Raw genomic sequence first — 26,298 nt, 5'->3', positions numbered from 1 at the left:
TCACGTTCCTGAGCGCGAGACGCCAAGGGGGTCAACGCGATGATCTTCTCCGCCCTACCGCGCCCGCAGGGCCTCTACGACCCGTCGGCCGAGCGCGACGCCTGCGGCGTCGCCATGGTGGCGGACGTGCGCGGCAGACGCTCGCACGGCATCGTGGCCGACGCGCTCACCGCTCTGGCCAACCTGGAGCACCGCGGGGCCGCGGGCGCCGAGCCGACCAGCGGCGACGGCGCGGGCATCCTGGCCCAGCTGCCCGACGCGCTGCTGCGCGCCGAGGTGGACTTCGCCCTGCCCGAGCCCGGCCACTACGCGGCGGGCATCGCGTTCCTGCCCGCCGACGACCAGGCCAAGGCCAAGGACCTCGTCCACCGCATCGCCGACGAGGAGGGCCTGACCGTGCTGGGCTGGCGGGACGTCCCCGTCGACCCCGACGGCGCCGAGGTCGGCCCGACGGCGCGCGCGGTCATGCCGCACTTCGCGATGCTGTTCGTCAGCGGCGACGGCCACGGTCTCGACCTCGACCGGCAGGTCTACGCGCTGCGCAAGCGCGCCGAGCGGGAGAGCCGCACCGCGGGCTGCGGCACGTACTTCCCGTCGCTGTCGAGCCGCACCGTCGTCTACAAGGGAATGCTGACCACCGCGCAGGTGCCCGCGTTCTTCCCCGACCTGCGCGACGAGCGCTTCGTCAGCGCGATCGCCCTGGTCCACTCGCGCTTCTCCACCAACACGTTCCCGTCGTGGCCGCTGGCGCACCCGTTCCGCTACGTCGCCCACAACGGCGAGATCAACACCGTCCGCGGCAACCGCAACCGCATGCGCGCCCGCGAGGCGCTGCTGGCCACCGACCTCGTCGCGGGCGACCTGACCCGGCTGTTCCCGGTGGTCGATCCGGACGGCTCGGACTCGGCGTCTTTCGACGAGGTGCTGGAGCTGCTGCACCTGGGCGGCCGGTCGCTGCCGCACGCGGTGCTGATGATGATCCCGGAGGCGTGGGAGAACCACGCCGCGATGGACCCGGCGCGGCGCGCCTTCTACCAGTTCCACGCGAGCCTGATGGAGCCGTGGGACGGCCCGGCCTGCGTCACCTTCACCGACGGCACCCTGGTCGGCGCGGTGCTCGACCGCAACGGCCTGCGCCCGGCGCGCTGGTGGCACCTGGCCGACGACCGCGTGGTGCTGGCCAGCGAGTCCGGCGTGCTGGACGTGCCGCCCGACCGGGTGCTCGCCAAGGGCAGGCTCCAGCCGGGCCGGATGTTCCTGGTCGACACCGCCGCGGGCGTGATCGTGGACGACGACGAGGTCAAGGCCGGGCTCGCCGCCGAGCTGCCCTACGAGGAGTGGCTGCACGCGGGTCTGCTGACGATCGCCGACCTGCCCGACCGCGAGCACGTCGTGCAGTCCCACGACTCGGTGGTGCGCCGCCAGCAGACCTTCGGCTACACCGAGGAGGAGCTGAAGATCCTGCTGACGCCGATGGCCGTCGGCGGGGCCGAGCCGATCGGCTCGATGGGCACCGACACCCCGCCCGCGGCGCTCTCGCAGCGCTCGCGGCTGCTCTACGACTACTTCAAGCAGAACTTCGCCCAGGTGACGAACCCGCCGCTGGACGCGATCCGCGAGGAGATCGTCACCAGCGTGCAGCGCATCATGGGCCCCGAGCAGAACCTGCTGGACCCCGGCCCGGCCTCGTGCAGGCACATCCAGCTGCCGTACCCGGTCATCGACAACGACGAGCTGGCCAAGCTCATCCACGTCAACGACGACGGCGACCTCCCCGGCTACGCCTGCACCGTCCTCTCCGGACTGTACGAGGTGGACGGCGGCGGGCAGGCGCTCGCCGACGCGGTCGCCCGGGTGCGCAGGGAGGCCTCGGAGGCCATCGAGGCGGGTGCGCGGACGCTGGTGCTCTCCGACCGCGACTCCGACCACCGGATGGCGCCGATCCCGTCGCTGCTGCTCGTCTCAGCGGTGCACCACCACCTGGTGCGCACCAAGGAGCGGCTGCGGGTGGCGCTGGTGGTGGAGAGCGGCGACGCCCGCGAGGTGCACCACATCGCGCTGCTGCTGGGCTACGGCGCCGCGGCGGTCAACCCGTACCTGGCGTTCGAGACGATCGAGGACCTGATCACCCAGGGCGCGATCACCGGCGTCGAGCCGCGCGCGGCGGTGCGCAACTACGTCTCCGCCCTGGTCAAGGGCGTGCTCAAGATCATGAGCAAGATGGGCATCTCGACCGTCGGCGCCTACACCGCCGCGCAGGTGTTCGAGGCGTTCGGCCTGGCGCAGTCGGTGCTGGACGAGTACTTCACCGGCACGGTGTCCAAGCTGGACGGAGTCGGACTGGACGTCGTCGCCGCCGAGGCCCGCGCCCGGCACCGCCGCGCCCACCCGGACAACCCCACCGACCGCGAGCACCGCAGGCTGGAGATCGGCGGCGAGTACGCCTACCGCCGCGAGGGCGAGCTGCACCTGTTCACCCCGGAGACGGTGTTCCTGCTCCAGCACGCCACCAAGACCGGCCGCGAGGACGTCTACCGCCGCTACACCGAGGAGGTCGAGCGGCTCAACCGCGAGGGCGGCGCGCTGCGCGGGCTGTTCGCGCTCACCGGCGACCGCGAGCCCATCCCGGTCGAGGAGGTCGAGCCGGTCGAGGCGATCCTCACCCGGTTCACCACCGGCGCGATGTCCTACGGCTCCATCTCCGCCGAGGCGCACGAGACGCTGGCCATCGCGATGAACCGCATCGGCGGCCGGTCCAACACCGGCGAGGGCGGCGAGGACCCCGAACGCCTCTACGACCCCGAGCGGCGCTCGGCGATCAAGCAGGTCGCGTCCGGGCGCTTCGGCGTCACCAGCGAGTACCTGGTCAACGCCGACGACATCCAGATCAAGATGGCCCAGGGCGCCAAGCCCGGCGAGGGCGGGCAGCTGCCGCCGAACAAGGTCTACCCGTGGATCGCGCGCACCCGGCACTCCACGCCCGGCGTCGGGCTGATCTCCCCGCCGCCGCACCACGACATCTACTCCATCGAGGACCTCGCCCAGCTCATCCACGACCTGAAGAACGCCAACGAGCACGCCCGCGTGCACGTCAAGCTGGTCTCCGAACTGGGCGTCGGCACGGTCGCGGCCGGGGTGTCCAAGGCGCACGCCGACGTCGTGCTGATCTCCGGGCACGACGGCGGCACGGGCGCCTCGCCGCTGAACTCGCTCAAGCACGCGGGCACGCCGTGGGAGATCGGACTCGCCGAGGCGCAGCAGACGCTGGTCCTCAACGGCCTGCGCGACCGCATCACCGTGCAGGTCGACGGCGCGCTGAAGACCGGGCGCGACGTCGTGGTCGCGGCGCTGCTGGGCGCGGAGGAGTACGGGTTCGCGACCGCGCCGCTGATCGTCGCCGGGTGCGTGATGATGCGCGTCTGCCACCTCGACACCTGCCCGGTCGGCGTCGCCACCCAGTCGCCGGACCTGCGCAAGCGCTACACCGGGCAGGCCGACCACGTGGTCAACTACTTCCGGTTCGTCGCCCAGGAGGTGCGCGAGATCCTGGCCTCGCTCGGCCTGCGCACCCTGGACGAGGCGATCGGCCGCGCCGAGCTGCTCGACACCGACCGCGCCGTCGGGCACTGGAAGGCCTCCGGCCTGGACCTCACCCCGGTCTTCGCGGTGCCCGAAGCGCCCTACGGGTCGTGCAGGCGACGCGTCCGCGCCCAGGACCACGGCCTCGCCGAAGCCCTGGACCGCACCATCGTGCAGCTGGCCGAGGCCGCGCTGGAGGACGCCCACCCGGTGCGCCTGGACCTGCCGGTGCGCAACGTCAACCGCACCGTCGGCACCCTGCTGGGGGCCGAGGTCACCCGCCGCTTCGGCGGCGACGGCCTGCCCGAGGGCACAATCCACCTCACGCTGACCGGCTCGGCGGGGCAGTCCCTCGGCGCGTTCCTGCCGCGCGGGATCACCATCGACCTGGTGGGCGACGCGAACGACTACGTCGGCAAGGGGCTCTCCGGCGGGCGCGTCGTGGTGCGGCCGCACCCGAGCGCGACCTTCGCCGCTGAGCGGCAGGTCATCGCGGGCAACGTCATCGCCTACGGGGCGACCTCCGGCCAGGTGTTCCTGCGCGGCCGGGTGGGGGAGCGCTTCGGGGTGCGCAACTCCGGGGCGACGATCGTGGCCGAGGGCGTGGGCGACCACGCTTTCGAGTACATGACCGGCGGCGTGGCCGTCGTCCTCGGGCCGACCGGCCGCAACCTGGCGGCGGGCATGTCCGGCGGGGTGGCCTACGTCCTGGACCTCGACCCGCTGGACGTCAACCAGGACATGGTCGACCTCCAGCGCCCCACCGGCGACGACCTGCGCGCGCTGCGCGAGGTCGTGGCCCGCCACGGCGAGCTGACCGGCTCGCCCGTCGCCGCGTCCCTGCTGGGCGACTGGACCCGCCGCTCGGCGGGCTTCACCAAGGTCATGCCGCGGGACTACCAGCGCGTCCTGGCCGCCATGCGGCTGGCCAGGGCCGAGGGCCGCGACATCGACACCGCGATCATGGAGGCGTCCCGTGGCTGACCCCGACGGCTTCCTGCGGTTCACCAGGGCCGACATCCCCAAGCGCCCGGCCGCCGAGCGCGCCGCCGACTGGCGCGAGGTCTACGGCCCGGACACCGCGGGCGAGGTCCGCGCGCAGGCGACCCGCTGCATGGACTGCGGCATCCCGTTCTGCCACTCGGGGACGGCGGGCTGCCCGCTGGGCAACCTCATCCCCGAGTGGAACGACCTCGTCCGCCGCGGCGACTGGCACGCCGCCAGCCACCGCCTGCACGCGACGAACAACTTCCCCGAGTTCACCGGCAGACTGTGCCCGGCCCCGTGCGAAGCGGCCTGCGTGCTGTCCATCTCGCCGGAGTCCGGCGGCCCGGTCGCGATCAAGCGGGTGGAGAACGCGATCGCGGACTTCTCCTGGGAGAAGGGCATCACCGTGCCCCGGGTGTCCACTGTGGCCTCCGGCCGGCGGGTCGCGGTGGTCGGCTCCGGCCCGGCGGGCCTGGCCGCCGCCCAACAGCTGACCCGCGCCGGCCACGACGTCACCGTCTACGAACGCGACGACCGCCTCGGCGGCCTGCTCCGCTACGGCATCCCGTCGTTCAAGCTGGAGAAGCGCTCCCTGGACCGGCGGCTGGCCCAACTGCGCGCCGAGGGCACCCGCTTCGTCACCGGCTGCGAAGTCGGCGGCCCGTCCCTGCCGGTCTCGACCCTGCGCGCCGACCACGACGCCGTCGTCCTGGCCGTCGGCGCCCTACAGGCCCGCGACGTCACCGACGTCCCCGGCCGCGACCTGCCCGGCATCCACCTGGCCATGGACCACCTCATCGCCGCCAACCGCGCCGACGAGGGCGACGGCCCCCCGGCCATCGACGCCCACGGCAAGCACGTGGTCATCATCGGCGGCGGCGACACCGGAGCCGACTGCTACGGCACGGCCGTCCGCCAGGGCGCGGCGTCGGTCACCCAGCTCGACCAGTACCCCCGTCCCCCCGAGGTCCGCGACGACACCCGATCCCCGTGGCCCACCTGGCCCGTCGTCCTGCGCACCTACCCCGCCCACGAGGAAGCGGGCGAACGCCGCTTCGCCGTGGCGGTCGAGGAATTCGAGGGCACCACGGCGGTTTCCTCGGTCCGCCTGCGCGAGGTGAGCGTCCGCAAGGACCCGGTCACCGGCCTGCGCTCGGTCGTCCCGATGACCGACGAGACCCACACCCTGCCCGCCGATCTCATCCTCTTGGCCGTCGGCTTCACCGGCGTGGAAGCCATGCCCCTGCTCGACGACCTGTCCCTGACCCACACCCCCCGCGGCACCCTCTCCTGCGGCCCGGACTGGCAGACGACGTCCCCCGGGGTGTTCGTCTGCGGCGACGCCCACCGCGGCTCCTCCCTGGTGGTGTGGGCCATCGCCGAAGGCCGCTCAGCCGCCCACGCCGTCGACGCCTACCTGACCGGCTCCTCCGACCTGCCCGCCCCGGTCCACCCGACGGCACTGCCGCTGTCGGTGGTGTGACACCACCGTTCCACGCTGGTGGTCCGTTTCCCCTGCGCGCCAACGAGATCATGGCGAGCCATGCTCATCTTCGAGGTGCGTCGGGGTTTTCTGTTGGGCCGAACGGGCGGCACGCGGGCTCCATCGGGGTAACACTGCGCGGCGCGGGTTGGATACCCCGAATGGCCGTGCGACGATTTCGGCCCACTTGTCGGCGGCGCTGGTGTTCTCGGCGCTGAGGTCGACCACGGGCAGAGCAGTGGGGAGTGCGCCTTGAGCGACGGGATGTCCTTCACCGCGGATCGGGTCGAGCAGGCGATCCAGCGGATCTCCCGGATCGGGGCGGACCTGTCGGACCTGACCGAAGAGGCGGGCCGCGGGCTGGACGCCCTCCGCGGCGCGCGGGTGCGCGACCCGGCCAGCGTCGCGTACAACAACGCCGTCCACGCGGGCGCCTACAGCAACGGCGCGAACCACGTCGCGCTCGAACGCGGGCAGGCCGAGGTGTTCGGCGCCAATCTGGCGGCCAGCGCGCGGCACGTGCGGCGCACCGAGGACCACAACACCGGTCTGGTGGCCCGCCCGGGCCGGAACGTGGCGGAGTAGGCGCGTGGGAATCCTGGCACTGCCCGTGGCGGCGGTCATCATCCCGCTCGCCATCAGAGCGGGCGCCGACCCGAACGGCGTCATCGCGCGCCTGTCCCGGGGGGAGTACGGCGAGCAGGCCATGCCCATCCCCGACGTCATCCAGGCCGTGCGGGAGGGGAGTTCCGAGGGGTGGCACATCGCCGCGTCCGCCTCGAACGTCCTCGCAGCCGGGCATGTGGACGCGGTTGGCCAAGCCACCCAACTGTTGGAGGACGTCGGTGCCGGGTGGCAGGGCGACGCGGCGGCGCTCGCGCTGCGGCGCATCATGCGGATGATCAAGGTCTCCGAGCAGGCGTCGGAGTCCTATGAGGAGAACGCGAAGAACCTCACGGGCGTCGCCGGGGAGTTCGACGCCCTGAAACGGTCCGTGGAGGACATGCCCCCTCATCCGCCGGACAAGTCGCTGTGGGACATCGTCACGCCGTGGCAGACCGACACCGAGGCGGCGATCTCCGAGTACAACGCGAAAGCCACTGAGAACCTGGAGAAGTACAACAGCTACGCGAGCTCGGTCGAAAGCGCGACGCAGCGGCTCAAGCTGCACTACGGGCATGTCGAGCAGTTCGACGCCGATTCACCGCCGCCGCCACCTGAGCGCGACGACCGGGGATACAGCCCCGATCCAGGGCACACGGTGGTGGCCGCGTACGGCGGCGGTGGTGGGTCGGGACCGGTGACGCCCGCCTGGACGCCGCAGGGGCAAGCTTCCGCGCACCCGCCCTCGCAGGGCGGGATCGGTGTCGTGCCGCCAGTCCCGGCCGGGACAACGCCCTCCGCGGTCGCCAGTCGGGCACCCGGTCACGCGGCTGCCGCGACACCGCGGGTCGGTGGTGGCGGCTCCGGTCCAGCAGGAGGAAGTCCCGTCGTCAGCGGTCCGTACGCCGGAGGTCCGCATGCGAGAGGTGGCGCCGGCGGTACGGGTGGTCCGCCCGCGTCCGGTCAGCGGCCGGGGGTGGAGTCCCGGTCCGGGTCAGGCGCGCCGACGAGCGCGGCCCCGGCAGGCCAAGGCAGGGCAGTCGGCGCGGTCCCGCCTGCGGGGTCGTCGCGGTCGCGGTCGGAGGGGGACGACGACGGAGAGCACCTCGACGAGCTGACCAGAGCTGATGACGCCCTGTTCCAACTCGACCGCAAGGCGGTCGACCCGTCGACCGGCATGCGGGTCATGGACTCCGGTTCGCTCGGGGGCTGAGGGTGCCCATCACGACCCCGGTCCAGCTGCCCAAGGTCGCTTTCCACGCCGCGTGGGCGCTCGCGGGCGGCGGCGAACCGCACCCCGTGATCGGCGCGGACCAGCACTACCTCGCCGACGGCGTGCGCCGCGACCTGCTCGCCGAGACCCGGGACCTGCTGCGGGACCTCGGCTGGCTGCGCGGCGACCGGCCCGACGCCCGGTTCCTCGACCTGCTCACGCTCCTCACCTGGGCCGACCGCCAGTGCTACGCGTGGACGAGCACCGTCTCGGGTGGGGACGCCGCGATCCTGGTCGCCGCGCTCGGCCGCGACGCCGTGCGCGTGCTGGTCGACCAGCAGCAGGTCCTGCTCGCCCCCGGCCGCACCCGGGGACTCGCCGCACAGCTGGTCGAGATGCTGCCGCGCGCCGCACCCGCCCGCGTCCCGGTGCTCACCCCGACCACCGCCCGTCCCGAACCCGACGACGAGGACGACCCGCTCGGCGGGGTGAGCGCGCCGCCGCCGGACCGCTTCCAGCAGCTGGCTTCCGCACCCCGCGACGGCGTCTGCCAGCTCTACACCGCCGCCCGCGAGCGGCGCGGCCCGCTGGTGCGCAGCGGGCCGCATTCGGTCATCGACGTCACCGGGGTCGGCCGCGTGCTCGTGACCGCGGCAGGCGGTCGGACCACTCTCCGCTCTGGCACCGACCAGGCCATCGTCGAGCTCCTGGACGGGGAGCAACGGCGCGTCGCGGGTCGGTGAACGACGGTCGCCACGGGCCCGCCGCGGACAGACACCCGCCGTGACAGCGCTTCCGTCCCGGCGTGCGAGACTCCCGCGAGTGAGCGGAGCACCGATCAACTACGGCCACTTCACCTCCATGCTGGTCGAGCGCGGGCGGGTGCGGGGGTTGGCCAGGCACCTGGAGCGGCTGGAGCGCGACGCCTGGGTGGTGTTCGGGCGGGGGGTCGCCGAGGGGGATGTGCGGGCGGCGATCCGGGAGGCCGTCGCCGGGGATGAGGTGGTGGCGGTCAAGGTGACCGTCGTGGCGCCGGAGTACGACCCGCGCGACCAGGTCGTCGCCGAGGACCTGGAAGTCGTCGTGCAGGCGTTCCCGCCGCGGGGCGACGCCGGGCCGCTCAAGGTGCGCACCTGCGGGTACCGGCGGGATCTGCCGCAGGTCAAGCACGTCGGCACGTTCGGGCTGTTCTACCAGCGCCGTCTCGCCCGCATGGCCGGGTTCGACGACGCGCTCTTCGCCCCGGACGACGAGGTCGCCGAGGGGTCGACCTGGAACATCTGCTTCCGCGACGCCGCCGGGACGATCGTGTGGCCGAGCGCGCCGGCGCTGCCGGGGGTGTCGACCGCGCTGATCCAGAACGGGTTGAGCAGGCTCGGGCACAAGCACGAGATCCGCCAGATCACCCTGGACGACCTCGCCGGGTTCGAGGCCGCCTTCGCCTCCAACGCCCTGGCCCCGGTCCGCTCCATCTCCGGCATCGATGAGCACGACTACGCCGAGGACGCCGAGACCGCCGCCCTGCTGCGCCGCGCCCACGACCTCGTGCCCGAGGAGCGCGTGTGAGCTTCCAGGGGTTCGGCGAGTACGCGATCGACTTCTACGACGGTCTGGTGGTCGACAACTCCAAGTCGTACTGGGACGCCAACAAGGCCACCTACGAGTCCGACGTCAAGGCGCCGATGAAGGCCCTGCTGAGCGAGCTGGAGCCGGAGTTCGCCGAGGGCCTCGGGCCCGGCAAGGTCTTCCGGCCCTTCCGCGACGTGCGCTTCGCCAAGGACAAGTCGCCCTACAAGACGCACTGCGGCGGGGTCATCGAGGCCGGTCGGGGCGGCGGGGCGTACTACGTCGAGGTCGGGCCGGACGGGCTGCGGGTCGGCGGCGGCTGCTTCCACCTGGCTCCCGACCAGCTCGCCCGGTACCGGCAGGCGGTCGACACCGGCGGCGCCGAGCTGCGCGCGATCCTCGGCACGCTGCGCAAGCAGGGCTTCGCCGTCGAGGGCGACCAGATGCGCACCGCGCCGCGCGGCTTCGCCAAGGACCACGAGCAGATCGACCTGCTGCGCCACCGCTCGGTCTACGCGGTCAAGGTCTGGGAGCCCGACGACGCCCTGCACGGCCGTGAGACGTTCGCCAGGGTGCGCAAGGCCTGGCAGCAGCTGCGCCCGTTCAACGACTGGGCCCGTCACCGTGTGGGAGCCCATACAGACAGCGCGTGACGGCCAGGGGAACTTTCTGAATCGAAACCGAACTTACCGGCCGGTACATCGGGATCGTTTAAGCATGACGTATTAGGCTCTCCGAACGTGAGCCGACGCGCGAAGATCGTTTGCACGATGGGTCCTGCCACCGGAACCCCCGAGAGGGTGGCCGAGCTCGTCGCCGCAGGCATGGACGTGGCACGCATGAACTTCAGCCACGGCAGCCACAGCGACCACAAGCAGATCTACGACATGGTCCGCCACGCCGCGGACGCGGCGGGCCGCGCCGTGGGCGTGCTCGCCGACCTGCAAGGACCGAAAATCCGCCTCGGCACGTTCGCCAACGGGCCCGTCGAGTGGCGCACCGGCGACGTCGTGCGCATCACCGTCGAGGACGTCGCGGGCACGCACGACCGCGTCTCGACCACCTACAAGGGCCTGGCCAACGACGCCAAGGCGGGCGACCGGCTGCTGGTGGACGACGGCAAGGTCGGCCTGACCGTCCGCGCCGTCGAGGGCTCCGACGTCGTCTGCGAGGTCACCGAGGGCGGGACGGTCTCCAACAACAAGGGCCTCTCGCTGCCGGGCATGGACGTCTCCGTGCCCGCTCTGTCGGAGAAGGACATCGAGGACCTGGAGTTCGCCCTCAGCCTGGGCGTCGACTTCATCGCCCTGTCCTTCGTCCGCTCGCCCGCCGACATCGACCTCGTCCACCAGGTGATGGACCGCGCGGGCCGCGGCAGGCTGCCGGTCATCGCCAAGCTGGAGAAGCCCGAGGCGGTCGCCAACCTGGAGGCCATCGTCCTGGCCTTCGACGGCGTCATGGTCGCCCGCGGCGACCTGGGCGTCGAACTGCCGCTGGAGCAGGTGCCGCTGGTGCAGAAGCGGGCCATCCAGATCGCCCGCGAGAACGCCAAGCCGGTCATCGTCGCCACCCAGATGCTCGACTCGATGATCAGCAACTCGCGCCCGACCCGGGCCGAGGCCTCCGACGTCGCCAACGCCGTCCTCGACGGCGCCGACGCGGTGATGCTCTCCGGCGAGACCAGCGTCGGCCGCTACCCGATCGAGACCGTGCGCACGATGAGCCGCATCGTCGAGGCGGTCGAGTCCGAGACCCTGGTGGTCCCGCCGCTGAGCCACGTCCCGCGGACCAAGCGCGGCGTCATCTCCTACGCGGCGCGCGACATCGGTGAGCGGCTCAACGCCAAGGCGCTGGTCGCCTTCACCCAGTCCGGCGACACCGTGCGGCGGCTGGCCCGCCTGCACACGCACCTGCCGCTGCTGGCGTTCACGCCGGAGCCGTCGGTGCGCAGCCAGCTGGCGCTGACCTGGGGGACGGAGACCTTCCTGGTGCCCGAGGTGGACTCCACCGACGCCATGGTGCGCCAGGTGGACATCTCGATGCTGTCCATCGGGCGGTACAGCGCGGGCGACGTCGTTGTCGTCGTCGCGGGCTCGCCGCCGGGAACCGTCGGCTCCACCAACCTGATCCGCGTCCACCGACTGGGCGAGGAAGACCACGCGTAGCAGTCCCTCCGCTGCGGAAGGCCGCCCCGGGCGATCCCCGGGGCGGCCTTCGTCGTGACTACGCTCATCACGAGTGACCGCGACCGCTGGAGGGCCGATGACCGACGTGGCCGAGACGCAGACCGTGCTGGACCGCCTCGTCAGGTTGCTGGATCTGGAGAAGGTCGAAGAGGACATCTTCCGGGGGGTGAGTCCGAAGCACTCGCCGGTGCGGGTGTTCGGCGGGCAGGTGGCCGGGCAGGCGCTGGTCGCCGCCGGGCGGACGGTTCCCGCTGATCGGCCCGTGCACTCGCTGCACGCCTACTTCATCCGCGGTGGCGACCCGGCCGTGCCGATCGTCTACCAGGTCGACCGGATCAGGGACGGGCGCTCGTTCACCACCCGGCGGGTGGTGGCCATCCAGCACGGGAAGCCGATCTTCGCGCTGTCGGCGTCCTTCCAGAAGGTCGAGCCGGGGATCGAGCACGCGGACACGATGCCCGAGGCGCCCGACCCCGAGTCGCTGCCCACCTACGGCGAGCTGATGAGCCCGGAGCTGCGCGAGAAGTTCGGCCCGTGGGCGCAGCGGCCCCGGCCCATCGACGTCCGCTATGTCTCCGAGCCCGCCTGGCGGTCCCGGGAGTCAGGGCCGAGGGACGCGTGCAACCAGGTCTGGATGCGGGCGGATGGCGTGCTGCCCGACGATCCGCTGACGCACGTCTGCGTCCTCGCCTACGCCTCCGACATGACCCTGCTCGACGCCGTCCTCGCCAAGCACGGCGTCTACTGGGGGATTGACGATGTGATCGGCGCCAGCCTGGACCACGCGATGTGGTTCCACCGGCCGTTCCGGGCCGACGAGTGGGTGCTCTACGACTGCGAGTCGCCCAGCGCTTCCGGGGGGCGGGGACTGGCGACCGGGCGGTTCTTCACCAGGGACGGGCAGCTGATCGCCACGGTCGTCCAAGAGGGAATGCTCCGCATCCGCACATAGCGATGTCCTCATGTGACGGACGGTGTGGACGGCAGGGCCGGAACCGTCGGGGTGGTTCCGACCCTGCCGCCGGTGTCGGGCGCGGACCAGGGTGTGGCCCGTTCGTCCGACGCGGGGCGCGGGCGGGAGGGGTGGGAGAAGCCCGCGCTACCCGGGTCTAGTGGAGGGCGGCCTCCTCGGTGTCCTCGGTGACCAGGAGGCAGAGATGCGCTGTCAGGTAGGCCCGGCAGGGTGCCGGGGCCCGGGTGAACAGCCGGGTGCGGCAGGTGGGGCAGCGGCCGTCGGGGTCGGGGCGGTGGTCGTCGAGCAGGGCCCGGAGGGCGGCGACGACGCGGGGCAGTTCCACGGTGGCGAGGTCGGGGGCGCCGCTGGGGGCCCGGCGGGTCAGTTCTCCCAGGTAGCCGTGCAGCGACGCTTCCAGGTGACCGAACAGCGACTCACGCACCGCGCCTCCTGTGCCCGTGTGGACTCCGGACCGGCAAGGGCTCAAGTGGACGCCCGCGATCGCCGATGCAACTGGCAGATCCGGGTGTCCGTCGCCGGGTTGAGCGTTTCGATCCGGGGAACTAAGAGCAGCCTGCGCCTTGGTGGTCGCACTATGCAAGTTGCACCACTCGATCGGGTGACGTCAGGGGGCGGGTTGGTGAACTTCTCACCGAATATGCGCACCACTGGTCGGCTGTCCCTTGTGCGCCACCGGACGAGTGCGCAGACTTGCGGCCAGCGAAGGGCGCGCACCCTAGTGGTGCGCAGGGTCGTTAGGCGGGGAGAAGCGAGGTGACGAACGTGGCACGTGGTCACAGCCCCACGGTGCGCAGGCGCAGGCTGGCCAGCGAACTGCGCCGGTTCCGTGAGGCGGCGAACCTGACGATCGATGAGGTCGGCGAGAAGCTGGAGTGCTCGGCGTCCAAGATCAGTCGCATCGAGACCGGACATGTCGGCGTCACCCCGCGCGACGTCCGCGACATGTCCGAGCTGTACGGCATCGATGAGGACCGCCGCGAAGCCCTCGTGCAGCTGGCCCGCGAGGCCAGGCAGAAGGGCTGGTGGCACACCTACACCGAGGTGTTCACCGGCTCCTTCGTCGGGCTGGAGGCCGAGGCCGCGTCCCTGCGCGCCCACCAGGCCCTGCTGGTCCCCGGTCTCCTGCAGACCGAGCAGTACACCCGCGCCGTGATCAGGGCCATCCGCCCCGACGCGAGCGACGCGGAGATCGACAAGCGGGTGCGCGGGCGGCTGGTCCGCCAGCGCCTGCTGACCGACCCGCACCCGCCCGAGTACTGGGCGGTCGTTGACGAGGCCGTCCTGCACCGGACGGTCGGCGGTCCCCAGGTGATGCGCGAGCAGCTGCTGCACCTGGCGCAGGCCGCCGCCCTGCCGCACGTGACGCTCCAGGTGGTGCCGTTCAGCACCGGGGCGCACGCGGGCATGGAGGCCCCGTTCCTGATCCTGGGCTTTCCCGAGCCCGCCGACCCGGATGTGGTCTACGTGGAGAGCACCAGCTCCGGCACCTACCTGGAGCAGTCCGACGACGTGCGCCGCTACACCCTCATGTTCGACCACCTGAGGGCCGCCGCGCTGCGGCCGGAGGACACCGTCGACCTCATCCGGCGGGCCGCCGACCGGCTGGCCCAGCTGTCCAACACCGAAAGGAGTGGGGCGTGACCGCACACCTGGCACGTGCCCAATGGCGCAAGAGCAGCCGCAGCGGAGCGGGCAACGACTGTGTGGAGCTGCTGGTCCACACCGCAGGCACCGCGATCCGCGACTCCAAGAACGCCGACCACGGCCACCTGGCGCTCGCCGCGGGCCCGTGGACCGGCTTCCTCGACGCCGTGAAGGCGGACCGGCTCGCGCATTAGTCCTGGACGACCCCTTACCCGGGTGCCTGCCGCCCTCAGCCGGCTGGGGGTAAGGGGTCGTCCGGCGTCCGCGACGTGATCGCCCGATGCCGGGGGCGCGTCCTCAGCGGCACTCTCATCGACGTAAGCAAGCCGATGAGGGAGCAGAAGATGAACTGGGCGACCGAAGACATCAAGGCCGAGGTCGACTACCGCCGCTACGGCACCGTCGACAAGGCCGCGCGCAAGCACCTGGAGCAGCTGCGGGGCACATCCGCGCGGTGGCGCAGGGCGCGAAGGCGCGGCGGGAGGCACGCGGACTGATCCGGGGTGCCCGCCGACGGGTGTGCGACGATTCCGCACGTGCCGCGCCTCGGATCAGGAGTACCGCTGGTGGCCCGCGGACGCGAACTGCGCGCCCTGCGGGCCGCCCTCACCTCGGCGGCCGGGGGGACGGCGGCGGCGGTCCTGCTCTCCGGCGACGCCGGGGTCGGCAAGACCAGAATGGCCGAGGAACTGGCCGAGGCCGCCCGCGCCGACGGCGCGCTGGTGCTGACGGGGCGCTGCCTGGACTCCGGGGAGACCGGCCTGCCCTACCTTCCGGTCGTGGAGGCGCTCGGCCCGGTGCGGGAGCGGGCCGGGAGCCGCCCGGCGCTGGCCCGGCTGTTCGGCGACCGGGTGGAGCTGGGCCTGCCCGACGCCGGTCTGTCGGCGGCGGCGACCGGCGCGCCGCGCGTCGAGCAGGACATCAACCAGCTTCAGCTCTTCGACGCCGTGCACGCGCTGCTGGCCGAGCTGACCGCGGAGCGGCCCGTCCTGCTGGTGCTGGAGGACCTGCACTGGGCCGACGCGTCCACGCGCAGGCTGGTGTCGTTCCTACTGAGCCGCCTGCGCGCGCAGCGGCTGCTGGTCCTGGCCACCTACCGCGGCGAGGACCTGCACCGCCGCCATCCCCTGCGCCCGCTGCTGGCCGAGCTGCTGCGCCTGCCCGCTGTCGAGCGGCTCGACCTGACGCCGTTCAACCGCGCCGACGCCCGCTCGTTCGTCAGCGCGCTGTCGGAGGGCGGCCTCGGCGACGCGGCCGTGCGCGACCTGGCCGAGCGCTCCGACGGCAACGCCTTCTTCGCCGAGGAGCTCTTCGCCGCCTACTCCGACTGCGGCGACCGGGGCGACGCGCTGCCCGCGACCCTGGTCGACGTCCTGCTCGCGCGCATCGAGCGGCTGGGGCCCGCCGCGCAGAACGCGGTGCGGCTGGCCTCGGTCGGCGGACGGCGGGTGCCGGACGCGCGGTTGCGCGCCGTCGCCGGGATCGATGGGGCCGACCTGGACACCGCGCTGCGAGAAGCCGTGCAGCACAACGTGCTCGTCACCGAGCACACCGACGTCTACACCTTCCGCCACGCCCTGCTGCGCGAGGCGGTCTACCACGATCTGCTGCCCGGCGAACGCGTCCGCCTGCACGCCGCGTACGCCGAGGAGCTGGGCGCGCGCATCGGCGAGCCGGGTGTGGCGGCGGCTCTGGCCCACCACAGCATGGAGAGCCACGCCCTTCCGGTCGCACTGCGCGCGTCGCTGGAGGCGGCCTCGGAGGCCGAGCGGCTGGGCGCGCCCGCGGAGTCGCTGGAGCACCTGGAGCGGGCGCTGAAGATCTGGGACGCGGTGCCGGTCGAGCAGCGCCCGGACCGCTCCAACGCCCGGCTGCTGGAGCGGGCGTCGTTCGTGGCGGGGACCTCGGGGGAACCGGAGCGGGCCATCGCCTACGCCAAGGCGGCCGTGGCCTGTGTGGACGCCGCCGCCCAGCCCGAGCAGGCCGCGCACGTGCGGCGCAGGCTCGCCCAGGCGCTCTACGCCACCGACGGCCGCGAGGAGGAGGCCGGCCAGGTGATCGAGGCGGCTCTGGAGCTGGTCGCCGACCGCCCCGGCGCCATCGCGGCCTGGGTGCACGCCGCCAACGCGACGATCCTGCGCGGCCTCGGCCGACCGGTCGAATCGGCCCGCCACGCCCGCGCCGCCCTCGCCCAGGCGAAGGCCGCCGACGCGGGCGGCGCCGAGGCCGACGCGCTGATCACTCTCGCCATGCTCGACGAGACGGCGGGCCAGGTCGCCGCCGCGCGCGAGGGCCTGCGCGCCGCCATGGACCTGGCCACCCGCGTCGGCGCGCCCACGGTGGAGATCCGGGCCCGCTTCACGCTGGCGCTCAACCAGTACGAGCACGGCGACCTCGCCGAGGCGGTGCACACCCTCGCCGACGGCGTGGCCAGGGCGGCCGAGCACGGCCTGACCTGGAGCACCTACGGCCTGGAGCTGCGCGCGCTGTCGCTGGTGTGCCAGTACGCCAGCGGCGACTGGGACGCCGCCGACGCGGCCGCCGAGCCCGGCCACCGCGTCTCCCACGTCGTCTGGGGCAGGCTGACGATGCTCGGCGCCCTCATCAGCGTCGGCCGGGGCCGCTTCCCCGAAGCCGACCGGGTGCTGGCCGAGTTCCGCACCGAGGACCACCGCACCACCCCGACCCCGCTGGTCGCCGCCGTCGTCGCCGCCGAACTGGCGCTGTGGCGCGGCAGACCCGACCGCGCCCTGGACCAGCTGCGCTCCTGCCTGGCCGACACCGGTTCCGGCTGGGAGATGATGGCCATCCGCCTGGCCGCCCTGGCCCTGGCCGCCGCCGCCGAGGTGGCCCACACCGCCACCTCCCGCCGCGACGAGGACGCCGTCACGTCGGTGGCGGCCGAAGCCGACACCCTCATCGCCCTGGCCCGCGACACCGCCACCAAGGGCGCTCCCCGCACCGGCGACCTCGGCCCGGAGGGCCGGGCCTGGCTGGCCCGAGCCGAAGCCGAACACGCCCGCGTCCACGGCGCCCCGGACCCCGCCCTGTGGCACCGGGCGGTCGAGGCCTTCGCCTACGGCGCGGTCTACGAGCAAGCGGTCTGCCGCTGGCGCTTGGCCGAAGCCCTCCTGCACGCCGACGACCGCCCCGCCGCCGCCGACCACCTGCGGCAGGCGGCCACCACCGCCACCGCCCTGGGCGCCAAGCCCCTGCATGACGCCGCGACCCGAACGGCCCGCCGGGCCCGCATCTCCCTGGACTCCGACGCCACCCCGCGCGAGCGCGTCGACCTCTTCACCCCGCGCGAACGGGCGGTCCTGGCCCTGGTGGCCAAGGGCCGCACGAACCGCCAGGTGGGCGAGGACCTCTTCATCTCGGAGAAGACGGTGAGCGTCCACTTGAGCCGGATCATGGCCAAGCTGGGCGCCACCCGCAGAGCCGAAGCCGTGGCCATGGCCTACGACCGGGGCCTGCTGGAGAAGCCGATCGAGGGCTGACCCGGGTCAGGACGGTCGGTAGTAGTCCCAGACCTCGGGAAGCCGCTCGAACCCGCCGGACTGGTAGGTGGCCACCGCCCCGGTGTTGGAACTCGGCGTGTAGACCAGCGCGCTGGACGCGCCCAGCTCCCGCAGGGCCGCCGCCGCGGCGACGGTGATCGCCCTGCCGTGGCCGCGCCCGCGGTGGTCGTGGTGCACACCCATCGGCTCGATCACACCGGGCCTGCCCGGACCGGCCGACCACACCGTCACCGCCGCCACGGCGCTGCCGTCGCCGTCGTAGGCGAGCAGGCACCGGGCCGCGGAGTACGGCACCCCGGCCGCCATCGCGCCCCAGCGCTCGTCGGTGAAGCCCGGCAGGCCGAACGCCGATCGGTGCACGGAGGTCCGCGCGGACACCAGCTCCGGCCCGACGACCTCGATCCTCAGGCCGGGGTCCTCCACCGGCTCGGTGAGATCGCGGCGCAGCGGCGACCAGGGTGCGTCGGTCCGCCACCCGGCCTCGGCGAGAAGTCCCTGGACCAGCGCGCCCTTGGGCGCTTCCACCGCGACCCGGCCCGGCGGCAGCACGCCGTTGCCGGGCGTGGTCGCGTCGGTGGCCAGCTTGCGCGCAAGCTCCTCGTCCTGGTGCGCGTGCATGGCGATGGTCACGCGCAGCAGGTCGGCGCCGTCCAGGAGGCCGACGGCGAGGATGCGCCGGTCCCGCCGCCAGATCCGAACCGCCGCCGCCGTGGCGGCGGCGCCGAAGCGCCAGAACCAGCCGATGTCGCCCGGGTGCAGCTGGAACGGCGCTCCGTCGCGCTGCCACTCCCGCAGGACAGCCACCGCCTCGGCCAGCCCGGCGGTGTCCGGTGTGCTCAGTGTGATCGGCATGGCCCCGATCACACCCCACCGGGCCGCCGCGCGCACCTGGGTTTCCGGCGGCTACCGGGGGAGCCGCTTCAGCACCTTCAGCCCCGCTGTCAGAGCTTTCGTCCACAGCCGGGACGGCACCATCCGCCCGGGCCGCAGCGGAACCACCCGCTGGGCGGCGATCGTCTGCACCTCTGTGTACTTCAGCAACCCCTCGATCCCGTTGCGCCGCCCCACCCCCGACTCGCCCATCCCGCCCATCGGCGCGTCCAGGCTCCCGAACGCGGCCCCGTACCCGTCGTTGACGTTCACCGTCCCGGCATGGATGCGCGCCGCCACCCGCTCACCCGCCCGACGGTCCCGGGTCCACACGCTCGCGTTCAGCCCATAGCGGGTGTCGTTGGCCCGCGCCACGGCGTCATCGAGGTCCTGGTACCCGTAGACGGACACGACCGGCCCGAACGTCTCCTCCTTGAACAGCGTCATCCCCTCCCGCACCCCGGTGAGGATCGTCGGCTCGTAGAACAGCGGCCCCAGGTCCGGCCGGGCCTTGCCGCCCACCACCACGGACGCGCCCTTGGCCCGGGCGTCCTCCACGTGCGCCGTGATCGTCGCCAGCTGGTCCGCGGACGTCAGCGACCCCATGTCCGAGCCGTAGTCGAGCGAGGACCCCAGCTTCATCGCCGAGGTCCGCTCCGCGAACGCCTGCACGAACGACGCCAGCACGCTCTCGTGCACGTAGATCCGCTCCACGGACACGCACAACTGCCCCGCCGAGGAGAAACACGCCGTGACCGCCCCGGCCGCGGTCCGGTCGACGTCGGCGTCCGGCAGCACGATCATCGGGTTCTTGCCGCCCAGCTCCATCGAGTAGCTGGTCAGCAGGGCGGCGGCCTGGGCGGCCAGCCCCTTCCCGGTCTCGGTCGACCCGGTGAACCCCAGGTAGTCCGCCTCCTCGATCAGCGCCGTCCCGATCGTGGAGCCCCGACCCAGCACGATCTGCCACACGTCGTCGGGCAACCCGGCCGCGGACGCCAGTTCGTGCAGCCACAGCGCCGACAGCGCGGTCTGGTTGTCCGGCTTCTGCACCAGCGCGTTGCCCGCCACCAGCGCCGGGATGGCGTCCATCCCGGTCAGCGCCAGCGGGTAGTTCCACGGCGAGATCATCGCGACCACACCCTTGGGGTGGCGCACCTCGGTGGTCCTGGTGAACACCGGCAGCGCCCCGGCCTTGCGCCGAGGCGCGAGCACCTTGGCGGCCTTGCGCGCGTAGTAGGCGGCCGTCATCGCCGTGACGGCGACCTCGTCGTAGGCGTCCAGCCGCGACTTGCCCGTCTCCACCTGCATCAGGTCCAGGACCTCGTCCTGGCGCTCCAGCACGAGGTCGTGCAGCCGCGACAGCACCTTCGCCCGTTCGGCGACCGGTCGGGCCGCCCACCCCCGCTGGGCCTCCCGAGCCCTGGCGAACGCCGCCCGCACGTCCTTGTCGTCGATCTGCGGCAGCGTGGCGATCGGCTGACCGGTGAACGGGGCCGTCATCGCCACCGACGCCGGAGCCGTCCCGCCGACCGCCCTGGCGACCAGCTCGGCGGCCCGCTCCGCCGGGGGAGCACCCGCGACAGCACCGGTAGTGGTCATCGGCGACTCCTTCGCTCAGGGAGCCACCATCGTACGTCGGGGGTTACCGTCGAGTAATAGTCAATGCGCCGTGGCGGGCGTCACGCACGGACAGCTCGACCCGGGTCATCCCGTCCTCGCGCCGCACCGCCACCGGCAGCCCCGATGCCGCCGCGGCCCGCTCGAAGCCCGTCTCCGCGGGCAGGCACCACGCCACCAGCCGCGCGTGCCCGGCCGCCCGCGCCAGCCCGCCGAGCCTGCCGACCAGCGCCGTCCCGACCCCCTGGCGCTGCCAGGAGTCCTCCACCAGCACCGAGATCTCCGCCTCCGCCGGATCGCCGGTCCTGATGACCTGCGCCATGCCGATCACCGACGTCCCCGCGACGGCCAGCAGCGTCCGCCCGCGCGGCGGCTGGAGCAGCCGGTGCAGCCAGCGCCTCGGCAGTGTCCGCACGCCCGCGTGGTAGCGGGCGAACAGGGTCTGGGCCGAGCACCGCGAGTGCAGGTCGGACACCGCGTCGGCGTCGGCGGGCGCGCCCTCGCGCAGCACCACCCCGGCCCCCGACGCGGTGACCAGCGCCGACGGACCCGCCGCCGCCGTCTCCGCCGCCGCCAGCACGTCCACCAGCGCTGCCGCCCTGGCCAGCTCGACCTCGGTGAACGGCGCCCACCCGCGCCGCGGCACGAGCCGGGCGTCGCCGGGCAGCACGACCCCGCTCTCCCCGGCCGCGCCCCCGTCCTCCCCGGTTGCGACCGAGTCGGCCCCGAGCACCGCGCGCACCGCCTCGGCTGTCGTGCTCGGGTCGCGCAGCGCGGCCGCGGCGGCCCGCAGCGCCGCCGTGGTCCCGTCGACCAGGTCGTGCACGTCGGCGTGGGTGATCCCGACGCCCTTGCCGCCCTCGGCGCGCAGGTCGTCCACCAGCGCGGCGGGCGGCACACCCGGCGGGGTGCTCACCACGATCTCGTCGACGACACCGCCGGGCACCGGCAGCACGGACAGGCCGAGCACGTTGCAGTCGCGCGCGGCGAGGCGGGTGGTGACGCGGGCGAGCGCGCCGGGCCGGTCGTCCAGCCGGACCCGGATGCGCCAGGTGGTCGGAGTCTGCATGCCGCCCACGATCGCCCACGGGTGTTGCCGACCGGCGGCGTCCAGGTTTCCGGTTCGTGATGTGCACCTAGTGCTGCCCGTTGGGACCTCCCGCGCCGCCGCGCCCGCTTCCTACCGTCGGGGGATGGTCGGGTTCCGGTATCGGCTGCCGCGGGTTCCGGTGGCGCGCTCGTCTGTCGACATCGGACAGATCGAGGTGCGGGTGGTGCTGTCCCTCGACGGCGAGGTCGACGTCCGCGGCGCGACCCGGGACCAGTGCCTGGCCGCGGTGCGCGAGCTGGGCGCCGGGGTGATGGTCGGCGGGGTGGGCGGCCCCCGGCCGCGGATCACCGCGGGCGCCGGGCACCGCTTCACGCAGCGAACCCGGTCCTTCCGGGTGCCGGACACCGCCGTGTGCGCGGGGGAGTGCGCGGTCGACTTCGCGGTCGGGCTCGCCCCCGCGTCGGTCTCGGTGTCGGGTGAGCCCCACTACCGCCTGGCGGTCTCGGCTCGGCCCAGGATGGACGCGGGCATCCCGGCCTGGGACGGCGCGCGGGCCTGGCTGCTGCGCCACGACCACGAACTCTCGGCCATCGGCATGATCGTCCTGGCCGCCGTCCCGGTAGTCCCGGACCGCCTGGTCGCCTGCTGACCCGTCACCCGCCGATCAGCACCGTCCCCGCGGCGATGATGGTGCCCACCGGCGCGGGCGCGGGGTCGTTGCAGGTGGTGACCTTGTCGCCGTTGCGGGCGGCGGGCCTGCTGTTGATCAGGACGGTGGCGCTGCCCTTGACCACCGTGCCCTGGTTCGTCGGCGGGGTCTGGAAGGTCGACGGCGGCGGCACGATGTGCGGCGGGGCGTTGGTGGCCGTGCTGCCGACGACGGCGGCGGGCCGGCCGCCGATCAGCACGTCGGTGCTGCACCCGCCGGTGATGGTGCCCGCGAACGGCAGCGGCGTCGGGGTGGGGACCGGGCCGCCGGGGGATGGGACCAGGACGACGTGGGTGTCGGTGCCGACGACCTTGTCGCCCATCTTCGCCGCGAAGCTCACGTGCGCACCCACTTCCTCGGCGCCGAGGGCGCCAGCGGGCCGGGGACGCCCTGGCCGGAGGCCAGCGACAGCTTCTCCGCGGGCGGGGCGACCTCGGTGTCCGGCTCGGCGGTGAAGGCGGCCGACGCGGTGAGGACGAAGGCGGCGCGGGCGGGCATGCCCAGGCTGCTCCACAGGTCGCCGGGCCCCTCGGTCGACACCGACAGGGCGACGGGCTCGCCGTCGGCCAGCTCGCCGTGCAGGCAGTCGCGGGGGATGGCGTCGGCGAACAGCAGCGCGCGCAGGGCGAGGCCGAGCAGTGCATGCTCCTCGCCCACCTTTGGGGCGCGCGCGGTCACCAGGTAGGACAGCAGGCACCGGCGGCTGGGGGCGCGCCGGGAGCGGACGGCGCCGCGCTCGTCGCGGATGTCGTCCCAGCCGGACTCGCGCCCGCTCGGGTCGTCGCGCAGGCCGAAGAGGAACAGGTCGATGGCCGCCGACGGGCGCTCGGTCTGCCAGGTCGGCTTCGGCGGGTCCAGGCGCACCGCGGCCCCCTCGGGCAGCGCCCGGCCGATGAGCACGCACAGGGCGTCGTCCACCTCGGTGATCACGCGGAAAGTCTTCGGCACCCGCCCGTCCGCGGGTAACGGTCCGCCGCCCGTCCTATCGGCGCGGCGGGGGTGCCCGAAAGGGCGGACCCGGCCGCCCCGGCACGCGCCCGTCGGCGACTGCGCGTGACCGGCCGGTCCCCGCAAGCTCGGAAGCCGGGAACAGCACCGCCAGTGAGGGAGAACAGTCGACATGGCCAGCAGCTACCTCGCGCCCGGCGTCTACATGGAGGAGGTGTCCTCCGGCTCGCGGCCGATCGAGGCCGTGGGCACCGCCGTGGCCGCGTTCGTCGGGTTCGCCGAGCGCGGCCCGCTGCACGAACCGGTGCTCGTGACCAACTGGACGCAGTTCAAGGGCGCCTTCGGCGACTTCGTGCCGGGCTGCTACCTGGCCCACGCGGTCTACGGGTACTTCCAGAACGGCGGCGGCGTCGCCTACGTCGTGCGCGTCGGCGCTTCCGCCGGCGGCGCGCAGAGCAACGGCCACCACCCGTCCGCGCGGGCCGAGCTGCCCGGCACCGAGGGCAAGCCGGGCCTGACCATCGCCGCCCGCTCGCCCGAGGACGCCGACCTCGCCGTCGAGGTCGCCCAGGAGGGCGATGACACGTTCAAGCTCGTGGTGAAGAAGGGCGGGCAGCCGGTCGAGACGTTCGAGGGCGTCACCGCCAAGCGCGGCCCCAACTACGTGGCCTCCGTGGTGCAGCAGAAGTCCAAGCTCATCACCGTCGAGGAGACCAAGGGCAAGGCGCTGGCCGTCCCGACTCCGGGCGAGACCGCGCTGGCCCCGCCCGAGGACGCCAACCTGCCCGCCACCATCGACTCCAACGAGTACGTCGGCAACTCCGCCGACCGCACCGGCTTCGCCGGCCTGGAGGCGATCGACGAGATCACCATGCTCAGCGTTCCCGACCTGATGGCCGCCCACCAGGCGGGCGTGCTCTCGGCCGAGGACGTCAAGGCCGTGCAGCTGGCGATGATCGCCCACTGCGAGCTGATGGCCGACCGCGTCGCCATCCTCGACGCCCCGCCCGGCCTCAAGGCCCAGCAGGTCAAGGAGTGGCGCCAGGACTTCGCGGGCTACGACTCCAAGTACGCTGCCCTCTACTGGCCGTGGATCAAGGTCGCCGATCCGGTCGCGGGCAAGCAGGTGTTCGTGCCGCCCTCAGGGCACATGGCGGGCATCTGGGCCCGCAACGACTCCACCCGCGGTGTCCACAAAGCACCGGCGAACGAGGTCATCCGCGGCGCGGTGTCGCTGGAACTCAACATCACCAAGGGTGAGCACGACCAGCTCAACCCGGTCGCGGTGAACTGCATCCGCTCCTTCCGCGGCCAGGGCATCCGCGTCTGGGGCGCGCGCACCCTCTCCAGCGACCCGGAGTGGCGCTACCTGAACGTGCGCAGGCTGTTCAACTACGTCGAGAAGTCCATCCTGCAGGGGACCAACTGGGTCGTGTTCGAGCCCAACGACCCCAAGCTGTGGGACTCGGTCCGCCGCACGGTGACGATGTTCCTGCGCCGGGTCTGGCGTGACGGAGCGCTGTTCGGCAAGTCGCCGGGCGAGGCGTTCTTCGTCAAGTGCGACGAGGAGAACAACCCGCCGGAGAACCGCGACGCGGGAATCCTCACGGTCGAGATCGGCATCGCGCCGGTCAAGCCCGCGGAGTTCGTGGTGTTCCGCATCTCCCAGTTCGCCGAGGGCGCGGGCCTCGAAGAGTAGCGGTCCTGTTCAGCGTTGGAAGGAGTTAGGTCATGGCGGGTGGACTCGGCAGCAGCCAACCGAACGACGCGCTCACCGCGGCCCGGTTCTCGATCACCATCGACGGTTACGAGATCGCGTCGTTCTCCGAGCTGCAGGGCATCACCACCGAGGTGGAGCCGGTCGAGCTGATGGAGTCGACGGACAAGGAGGTCGTGCTCAAGAAGCTGCCCGGCAAGACCAAGCCCGCGACGCTGGTCCTCAAGCGCGGCAAGAACTCCAGCATGGAGCTGTGGGCCTGGCACGAGGCCGTGCTGGCCGGTGACATCGTCGCGGCGCGCAAGTCGTGCTCGCTGGTGATGTACGGGACGGACGGCAAACCGGTCGCGCGGTACCACCTTGAGCACGCGTGGCCGTCCAAACTGGAGATCGGCTCGCTGAAGGCGGGGTCAAGCGAAGTGCTGATGGAGACGGTCACCATCGTGTCCGAGCGCATCCAGCGCGTGTCGGTGTGACGGCGGCGGTCACCTCGGCGGGCCTGCGCACGGAATACCCGTTCACCCTGCCGCGCGGCTACGTCGACGAACACGGCACCGTCCACCGCACGGGCGTCATGCGCCTGGCGACCGCGCGGGACGAGATCACCACCCAGTCCGACCAGCGCGCGCGGGCGAACCCCGCGTACCTGACCGTCCTGCTGCTGGAGCGGACCGTCACATCGCTGGGCGAGCTGCCCGCCGTGGACACCTTCGTCGTGGAGAACCTGTTCGCCTCGGACATGGCCTTCCTGCAGGACCTGTACCGCCGCGTGAACGCCGACGGGCACACCGAGGTGGCGGTGGACTGCCCGCACTGCGGCAAGGGCTTCGCGGTGGACCTCGCCGGTGATGCCCCGGGGGGATCGTGACGTACGCGACCGACCGACTCTGGGAGGAGGTCGCGTACGTCGCCTACTACCTGCACTGGCCGTTCGACTCGATCCTCGACCTCGAACACCCGGTGCGCACCCGGCTGATCGAGGAGATCGGCCGCATCCACAGCCGCGTCGAGTGACCGGGGAGGGCTCATGCGCTGGAAGTTCTGGGCCCCGCCCGCCCCCGCCCACTCCGGTGGCCCGGCGGCCCCCGGCGCTGCCACCCCCGGGGACGCCGCCACCCCCAGCCCTGACGGCCGTGCGGCCTCCCCGAGGAGCTGGACCCACCTGCCCGCCCTGAACCCCACCCTGACCGCTCCCGCCCCCCTCATCACCGGCGCCGCCCCGATCCGCCCCCCGCTGACATCGACGCGCCTGGAGAGCACCTCCAGGCCCGACTGCGCAGGCAAGGTCGAGGGCCTGGCCTCAGTCCTCCCTCTCCCCGACCCCCCACCGCTTTCCAGCACACCGCCCACTTCACAGCCCCCCACATCGCCGCTTCCTGCCTCGCTCCCACCGCCCCCCACCGCGCGCAAGCTCCCGACAACCGCGCCGACCGACCCCCCGCAACTCACCCGCGCCACCGACGAGTACGTCGGCGAAGCCCGCGAACCCGCCCAGCCCCACCGAGCCCCCGGCTGGCTCCGCCACATCCCCGACTGGCTGAAGCCGGAGTCGGGCACCCCCTGCTCGTCCATCAGCACCGCGAACCGCCGCGCCGTCCCCGCCCCGCGCAGCCCCACCCACGCGATCG

At 73.1% G+C, this 26,298-nt stretch carries 24 protein-coding genes and 1 pseudogene; 19 read left to right on the top strand and 6 right to left on the bottom strand.

Annotation, left to right across the window (positions count from 1 at the left end; translation table 11 throughout):
* Positions 1-39: 39 nt before the first annotated feature.
* From gltB to tesB, 9 genes are all read left to right on the top strand, one after another.
* Complete coding sequence (gene gltB, locus ACFPM7_RS18995) at positions 40-4,563, top strand: glutamate synthase large subunit (RefSeq protein ID WP_378248990.1); 4,524 nt, start codon at positions 40-42, stop codon at positions 4,561-4,563.
* Positions 4,556-6,049, top strand: a complete 1,494-nt coding sequence (locus ACFPM7_RS18990; RefSeq protein ID WP_378248989.1) for a glutamate synthase subunit beta — start codon at positions 4,556-4,558, stop codon at positions 6,047-6,049. Before gltB ends, ACFPM7_RS18990 begins: the two co-directional genes overlap by 8 nt.
* Positions 6,050-6,301: 252 nt before the next feature.
* Positions 6,302-6,634: a hypothetical protein gene (locus ACFPM7_RS18985; RefSeq protein WP_378248988.1), complete on the top strand. Its 333-nt coding sequence runs from the start codon at positions 6,302-6,304 to the stop codon at positions 6,632-6,634.
* 4 nt (positions 6,635-6,638) lie between these two features.
* Positions 6,639-7,865, top strand: a complete 1,227-nt coding sequence (locus tag ACFPM7_RS18980; RefSeq protein WP_378248987.1) for a PPE domain-containing protein — start codon at positions 6,639-6,641, stop codon at positions 7,863-7,865.
* A 2-nt stretch (positions 7,866-7,867) separates the two neighbouring features.
* Positions 7,868-8,608, top strand: coding sequence for an ESX secretion-associated protein EspG (locus ACFPM7_RS18975; protein ID WP_378248986.1), 741 nt, complete (start codon positions 7,868-7,870; stop codon positions 8,606-8,608).
* Between the two features lie 79 nt (positions 8,609-8,687).
* On the top strand, positions 8,688-9,431 hold the full coding sequence (locus ACFPM7_RS18970) for an aminotransferase class IV (RefSeq protein ID WP_378248985.1): 744 nt from the start codon (positions 8,688-8,690) through the stop codon (positions 9,429-9,431).
* The gene (locus ACFPM7_RS18965; RefSeq protein ID WP_378248984.1) at positions 9,428-10,084 is read left to right on the top strand and encodes a DUF2461 domain-containing protein; all 657 of its coding nucleotides are present in this window, start codon (positions 9,428-9,430) and stop codon (positions 10,082-10,084) included. The genes ACFPM7_RS18970 and ACFPM7_RS18965 overlap by 4 nt, the downstream gene beginning before the upstream one ends.
* Before the next feature lie 87 nt (positions 10,085-10,171).
* Positions 10,172-11,596 carry a pyruvate kinase gene (gene pyk, locus ACFPM7_RS18960; protein WP_378248983.1) on the top strand — a complete coding sequence of 475 codons (1,425 nt, stop codon included), beginning with the start codon at positions 10,172-10,174 and terminating at the stop codon, positions 11,594-11,596.
* 97 nt (positions 11,597-11,693) lie between these two features.
* Entirely contained in the window at positions 11,694-12,569 is an 876-nt protein-coding gene (tesB, locus tag ACFPM7_RS18955; RefSeq protein ID WP_378249218.1) for an acyl-CoA thioesterase II, read from the top strand.
* A gap of 157 nt (positions 12,570-12,726) precedes the next feature.
* Here tesB and ACFPM7_RS18950 read toward each other — a convergent pair whose 3' ends face one another.
* Entirely contained in the window at positions 12,727-13,014 is a 288-nt protein-coding gene (locus ACFPM7_RS18950; protein ID WP_378248982.1) for a hypothetical protein, read from the bottom strand.
* A gap of 341 nt (positions 13,015-13,355) precedes the next feature.
* Between ACFPM7_RS18950 and ACFPM7_RS18945 the strand changes: the two genes are divergently transcribed.
* The 4 genes from ACFPM7_RS18945 (at position 13,356) to ACFPM7_RS18930 (ending at position 17,737) form a co-directional block, all read left to right on the top strand.
* Positions 13,356-14,234, top strand: a complete 879-nt coding sequence (locus ACFPM7_RS18945) for a helix-turn-helix domain-containing protein (RefSeq protein ID WP_378248981.1) — start codon at positions 13,356-13,358, stop codon at positions 14,232-14,234.
* Entirely contained in the window at positions 14,231-14,431 is a 201-nt protein-coding gene (locus ACFPM7_RS18940; RefSeq protein ID WP_378248980.1) for a DUF397 domain-containing protein, read from the top strand. Before ACFPM7_RS18945 ends, ACFPM7_RS18940 begins: the two co-directional genes overlap by 4 nt.
* A gap of 150 nt (positions 14,432-14,581) precedes the next feature.
* Entirely contained in the window at positions 14,582-14,734 is a 153-nt protein-coding gene (locus ACFPM7_RS18935; RefSeq protein WP_378248979.1) for a hypothetical protein, read from the top strand.
* Positions 14,735-14,803: 69 nt separating this feature from the next.
* Positions 14,804-17,737, top strand: a complete 2,934-nt coding sequence (locus ACFPM7_RS18930) for a helix-turn-helix transcriptional regulator (protein ID WP_378248978.1) — start codon at positions 14,804-14,806, stop codon at positions 17,735-17,737.
* Positions 17,738-17,743: 6 nt separating this feature from the next.
* On the opposite strand, the gene ACFPM7_RS18925 is transcribed toward ACFPM7_RS18930, so the two are convergent.
* The 3 genes from ACFPM7_RS18925 to ACFPM7_RS18915 are packed head-to-tail and all read right to left on the bottom strand — an operon-like array spanning position 17,744 to position 21,314.
* Positions 17,744-18,610, bottom strand: a complete 867-nt coding sequence (locus ACFPM7_RS18925) for a GNAT family N-acetyltransferase (protein ID WP_378248977.1) — start codon at positions 18,608-18,610, stop codon at positions 17,744-17,746.
* 51 nt (positions 18,611-18,661) lie between these two features.
* Complete coding sequence (locus ACFPM7_RS18920; RefSeq protein WP_378248976.1) at positions 18,662-20,227, bottom strand: succinic semialdehyde dehydrogenase; 1,566 nt, start codon at positions 20,225-20,227, stop codon at positions 18,662-18,664.
* A gap of 43 nt (positions 20,228-20,270) precedes the next feature.
* Positions 20,271-21,314, bottom strand: coding sequence for a GNAT family N-acetyltransferase (locus tag ACFPM7_RS18915; protein ID WP_378248975.1), 1,044 nt, complete (start codon positions 21,312-21,314; stop codon positions 20,271-20,273).
* 124 nt (positions 21,315-21,438) lie between these two features.
* Between ACFPM7_RS18915 and ACFPM7_RS18910 the strand changes: the two genes are divergently transcribed.
* Positions 21,439-21,945, top strand: a complete 507-nt coding sequence (locus ACFPM7_RS18910) for a hypothetical protein (protein WP_378248974.1) — start codon at positions 21,439-21,441, stop codon at positions 21,943-21,945.
* A 4-nt stretch (positions 21,946-21,949) separates the two neighbouring features.
* On the opposite strand, the gene ACFPM7_RS18905 is transcribed toward ACFPM7_RS18910, so the two are convergent.
* Positions 21,950-22,345 carry a PAAR domain-containing protein gene (locus tag ACFPM7_RS18905; RefSeq protein WP_378248973.1) on the bottom strand — a complete coding sequence of 132 codons (396 nt, stop codon included), beginning with the start codon at positions 22,343-22,345 and terminating at the stop codon, positions 21,950-21,952.
* Positions 22,342-22,953: a Pvc16 family protein gene (locus tag ACFPM7_RS18900; RefSeq protein WP_378248972.1), complete on the bottom strand. Its 612-nt coding sequence runs from the start codon at positions 22,951-22,953 to the stop codon at positions 22,342-22,344. The genes ACFPM7_RS18905 and ACFPM7_RS18900 overlap by 4 nt, the downstream gene beginning before the upstream one ends.
* A 172-nt stretch (positions 22,954-23,125) precedes the next feature.
* Here ACFPM7_RS18900 and ACFPM7_RS18895 point away from each other — a divergent pair, with 172 nt between their 5' ends.
* From ACFPM7_RS18895 to ACFPM7_RS18875, 5 genes and pseudogenes are all read left to right on the top strand, one after another.
* Complete coding sequence (locus tag ACFPM7_RS18895) at positions 23,126-24,652, top strand: phage tail sheath family protein (RefSeq protein WP_378248971.1); 1,527 nt, start codon at positions 23,126-23,128, stop codon at positions 24,650-24,652.
* Positions 24,653-24,684: 32 nt separating this feature from the next.
* Positions 24,685-25,146: a phage tail protein gene (locus ACFPM7_RS18890; RefSeq protein ID WP_378248970.1), complete on the top strand. Its 462-nt coding sequence runs from the start codon at positions 24,685-24,687 to the stop codon at positions 25,144-25,146.
* Positions 25,143-25,538 carry a phage tail assembly protein gene (locus ACFPM7_RS18885; RefSeq protein WP_378248969.1) on the top strand — a complete coding sequence of 132 codons (396 nt, stop codon included), beginning with the start codon at positions 25,143-25,145 and terminating at the stop codon, positions 25,536-25,538. Before ACFPM7_RS18890 ends, ACFPM7_RS18885 begins: the two co-directional genes overlap by 4 nt.
* Positions 25,535-25,684 (top strand): DUF6760 family protein, encoded by a 150-nt coding sequence (locus tag ACFPM7_RS18880; RefSeq protein WP_378248968.1) that lies wholly within the window; start codon positions 25,535-25,537, stop codon positions 25,682-25,684. Before ACFPM7_RS18885 ends, ACFPM7_RS18880 begins: the two co-directional genes overlap by 4 nt.
* 13 nt (positions 25,685-25,697) lie before the next feature.
* Positions 25,698-26,298, top strand: a pseudogene (locus ACFPM7_RS18875) (hypothetical protein); the annotation flags it as partial.

The organism is Actinokineospora guangxiensis (assembly GCF_042657845.1).
Classification (GTDB): Bacteria; Actinomycetota; Actinomycetes; order Mycobacteriales; family Pseudonocardiaceae; genus Actinokineospora; species Actinokineospora guangxiensis.
Note: the sequence above shows the minus strand (reverse complement) of the source record. Positions and strands in the feature narration are given on the sequence as shown.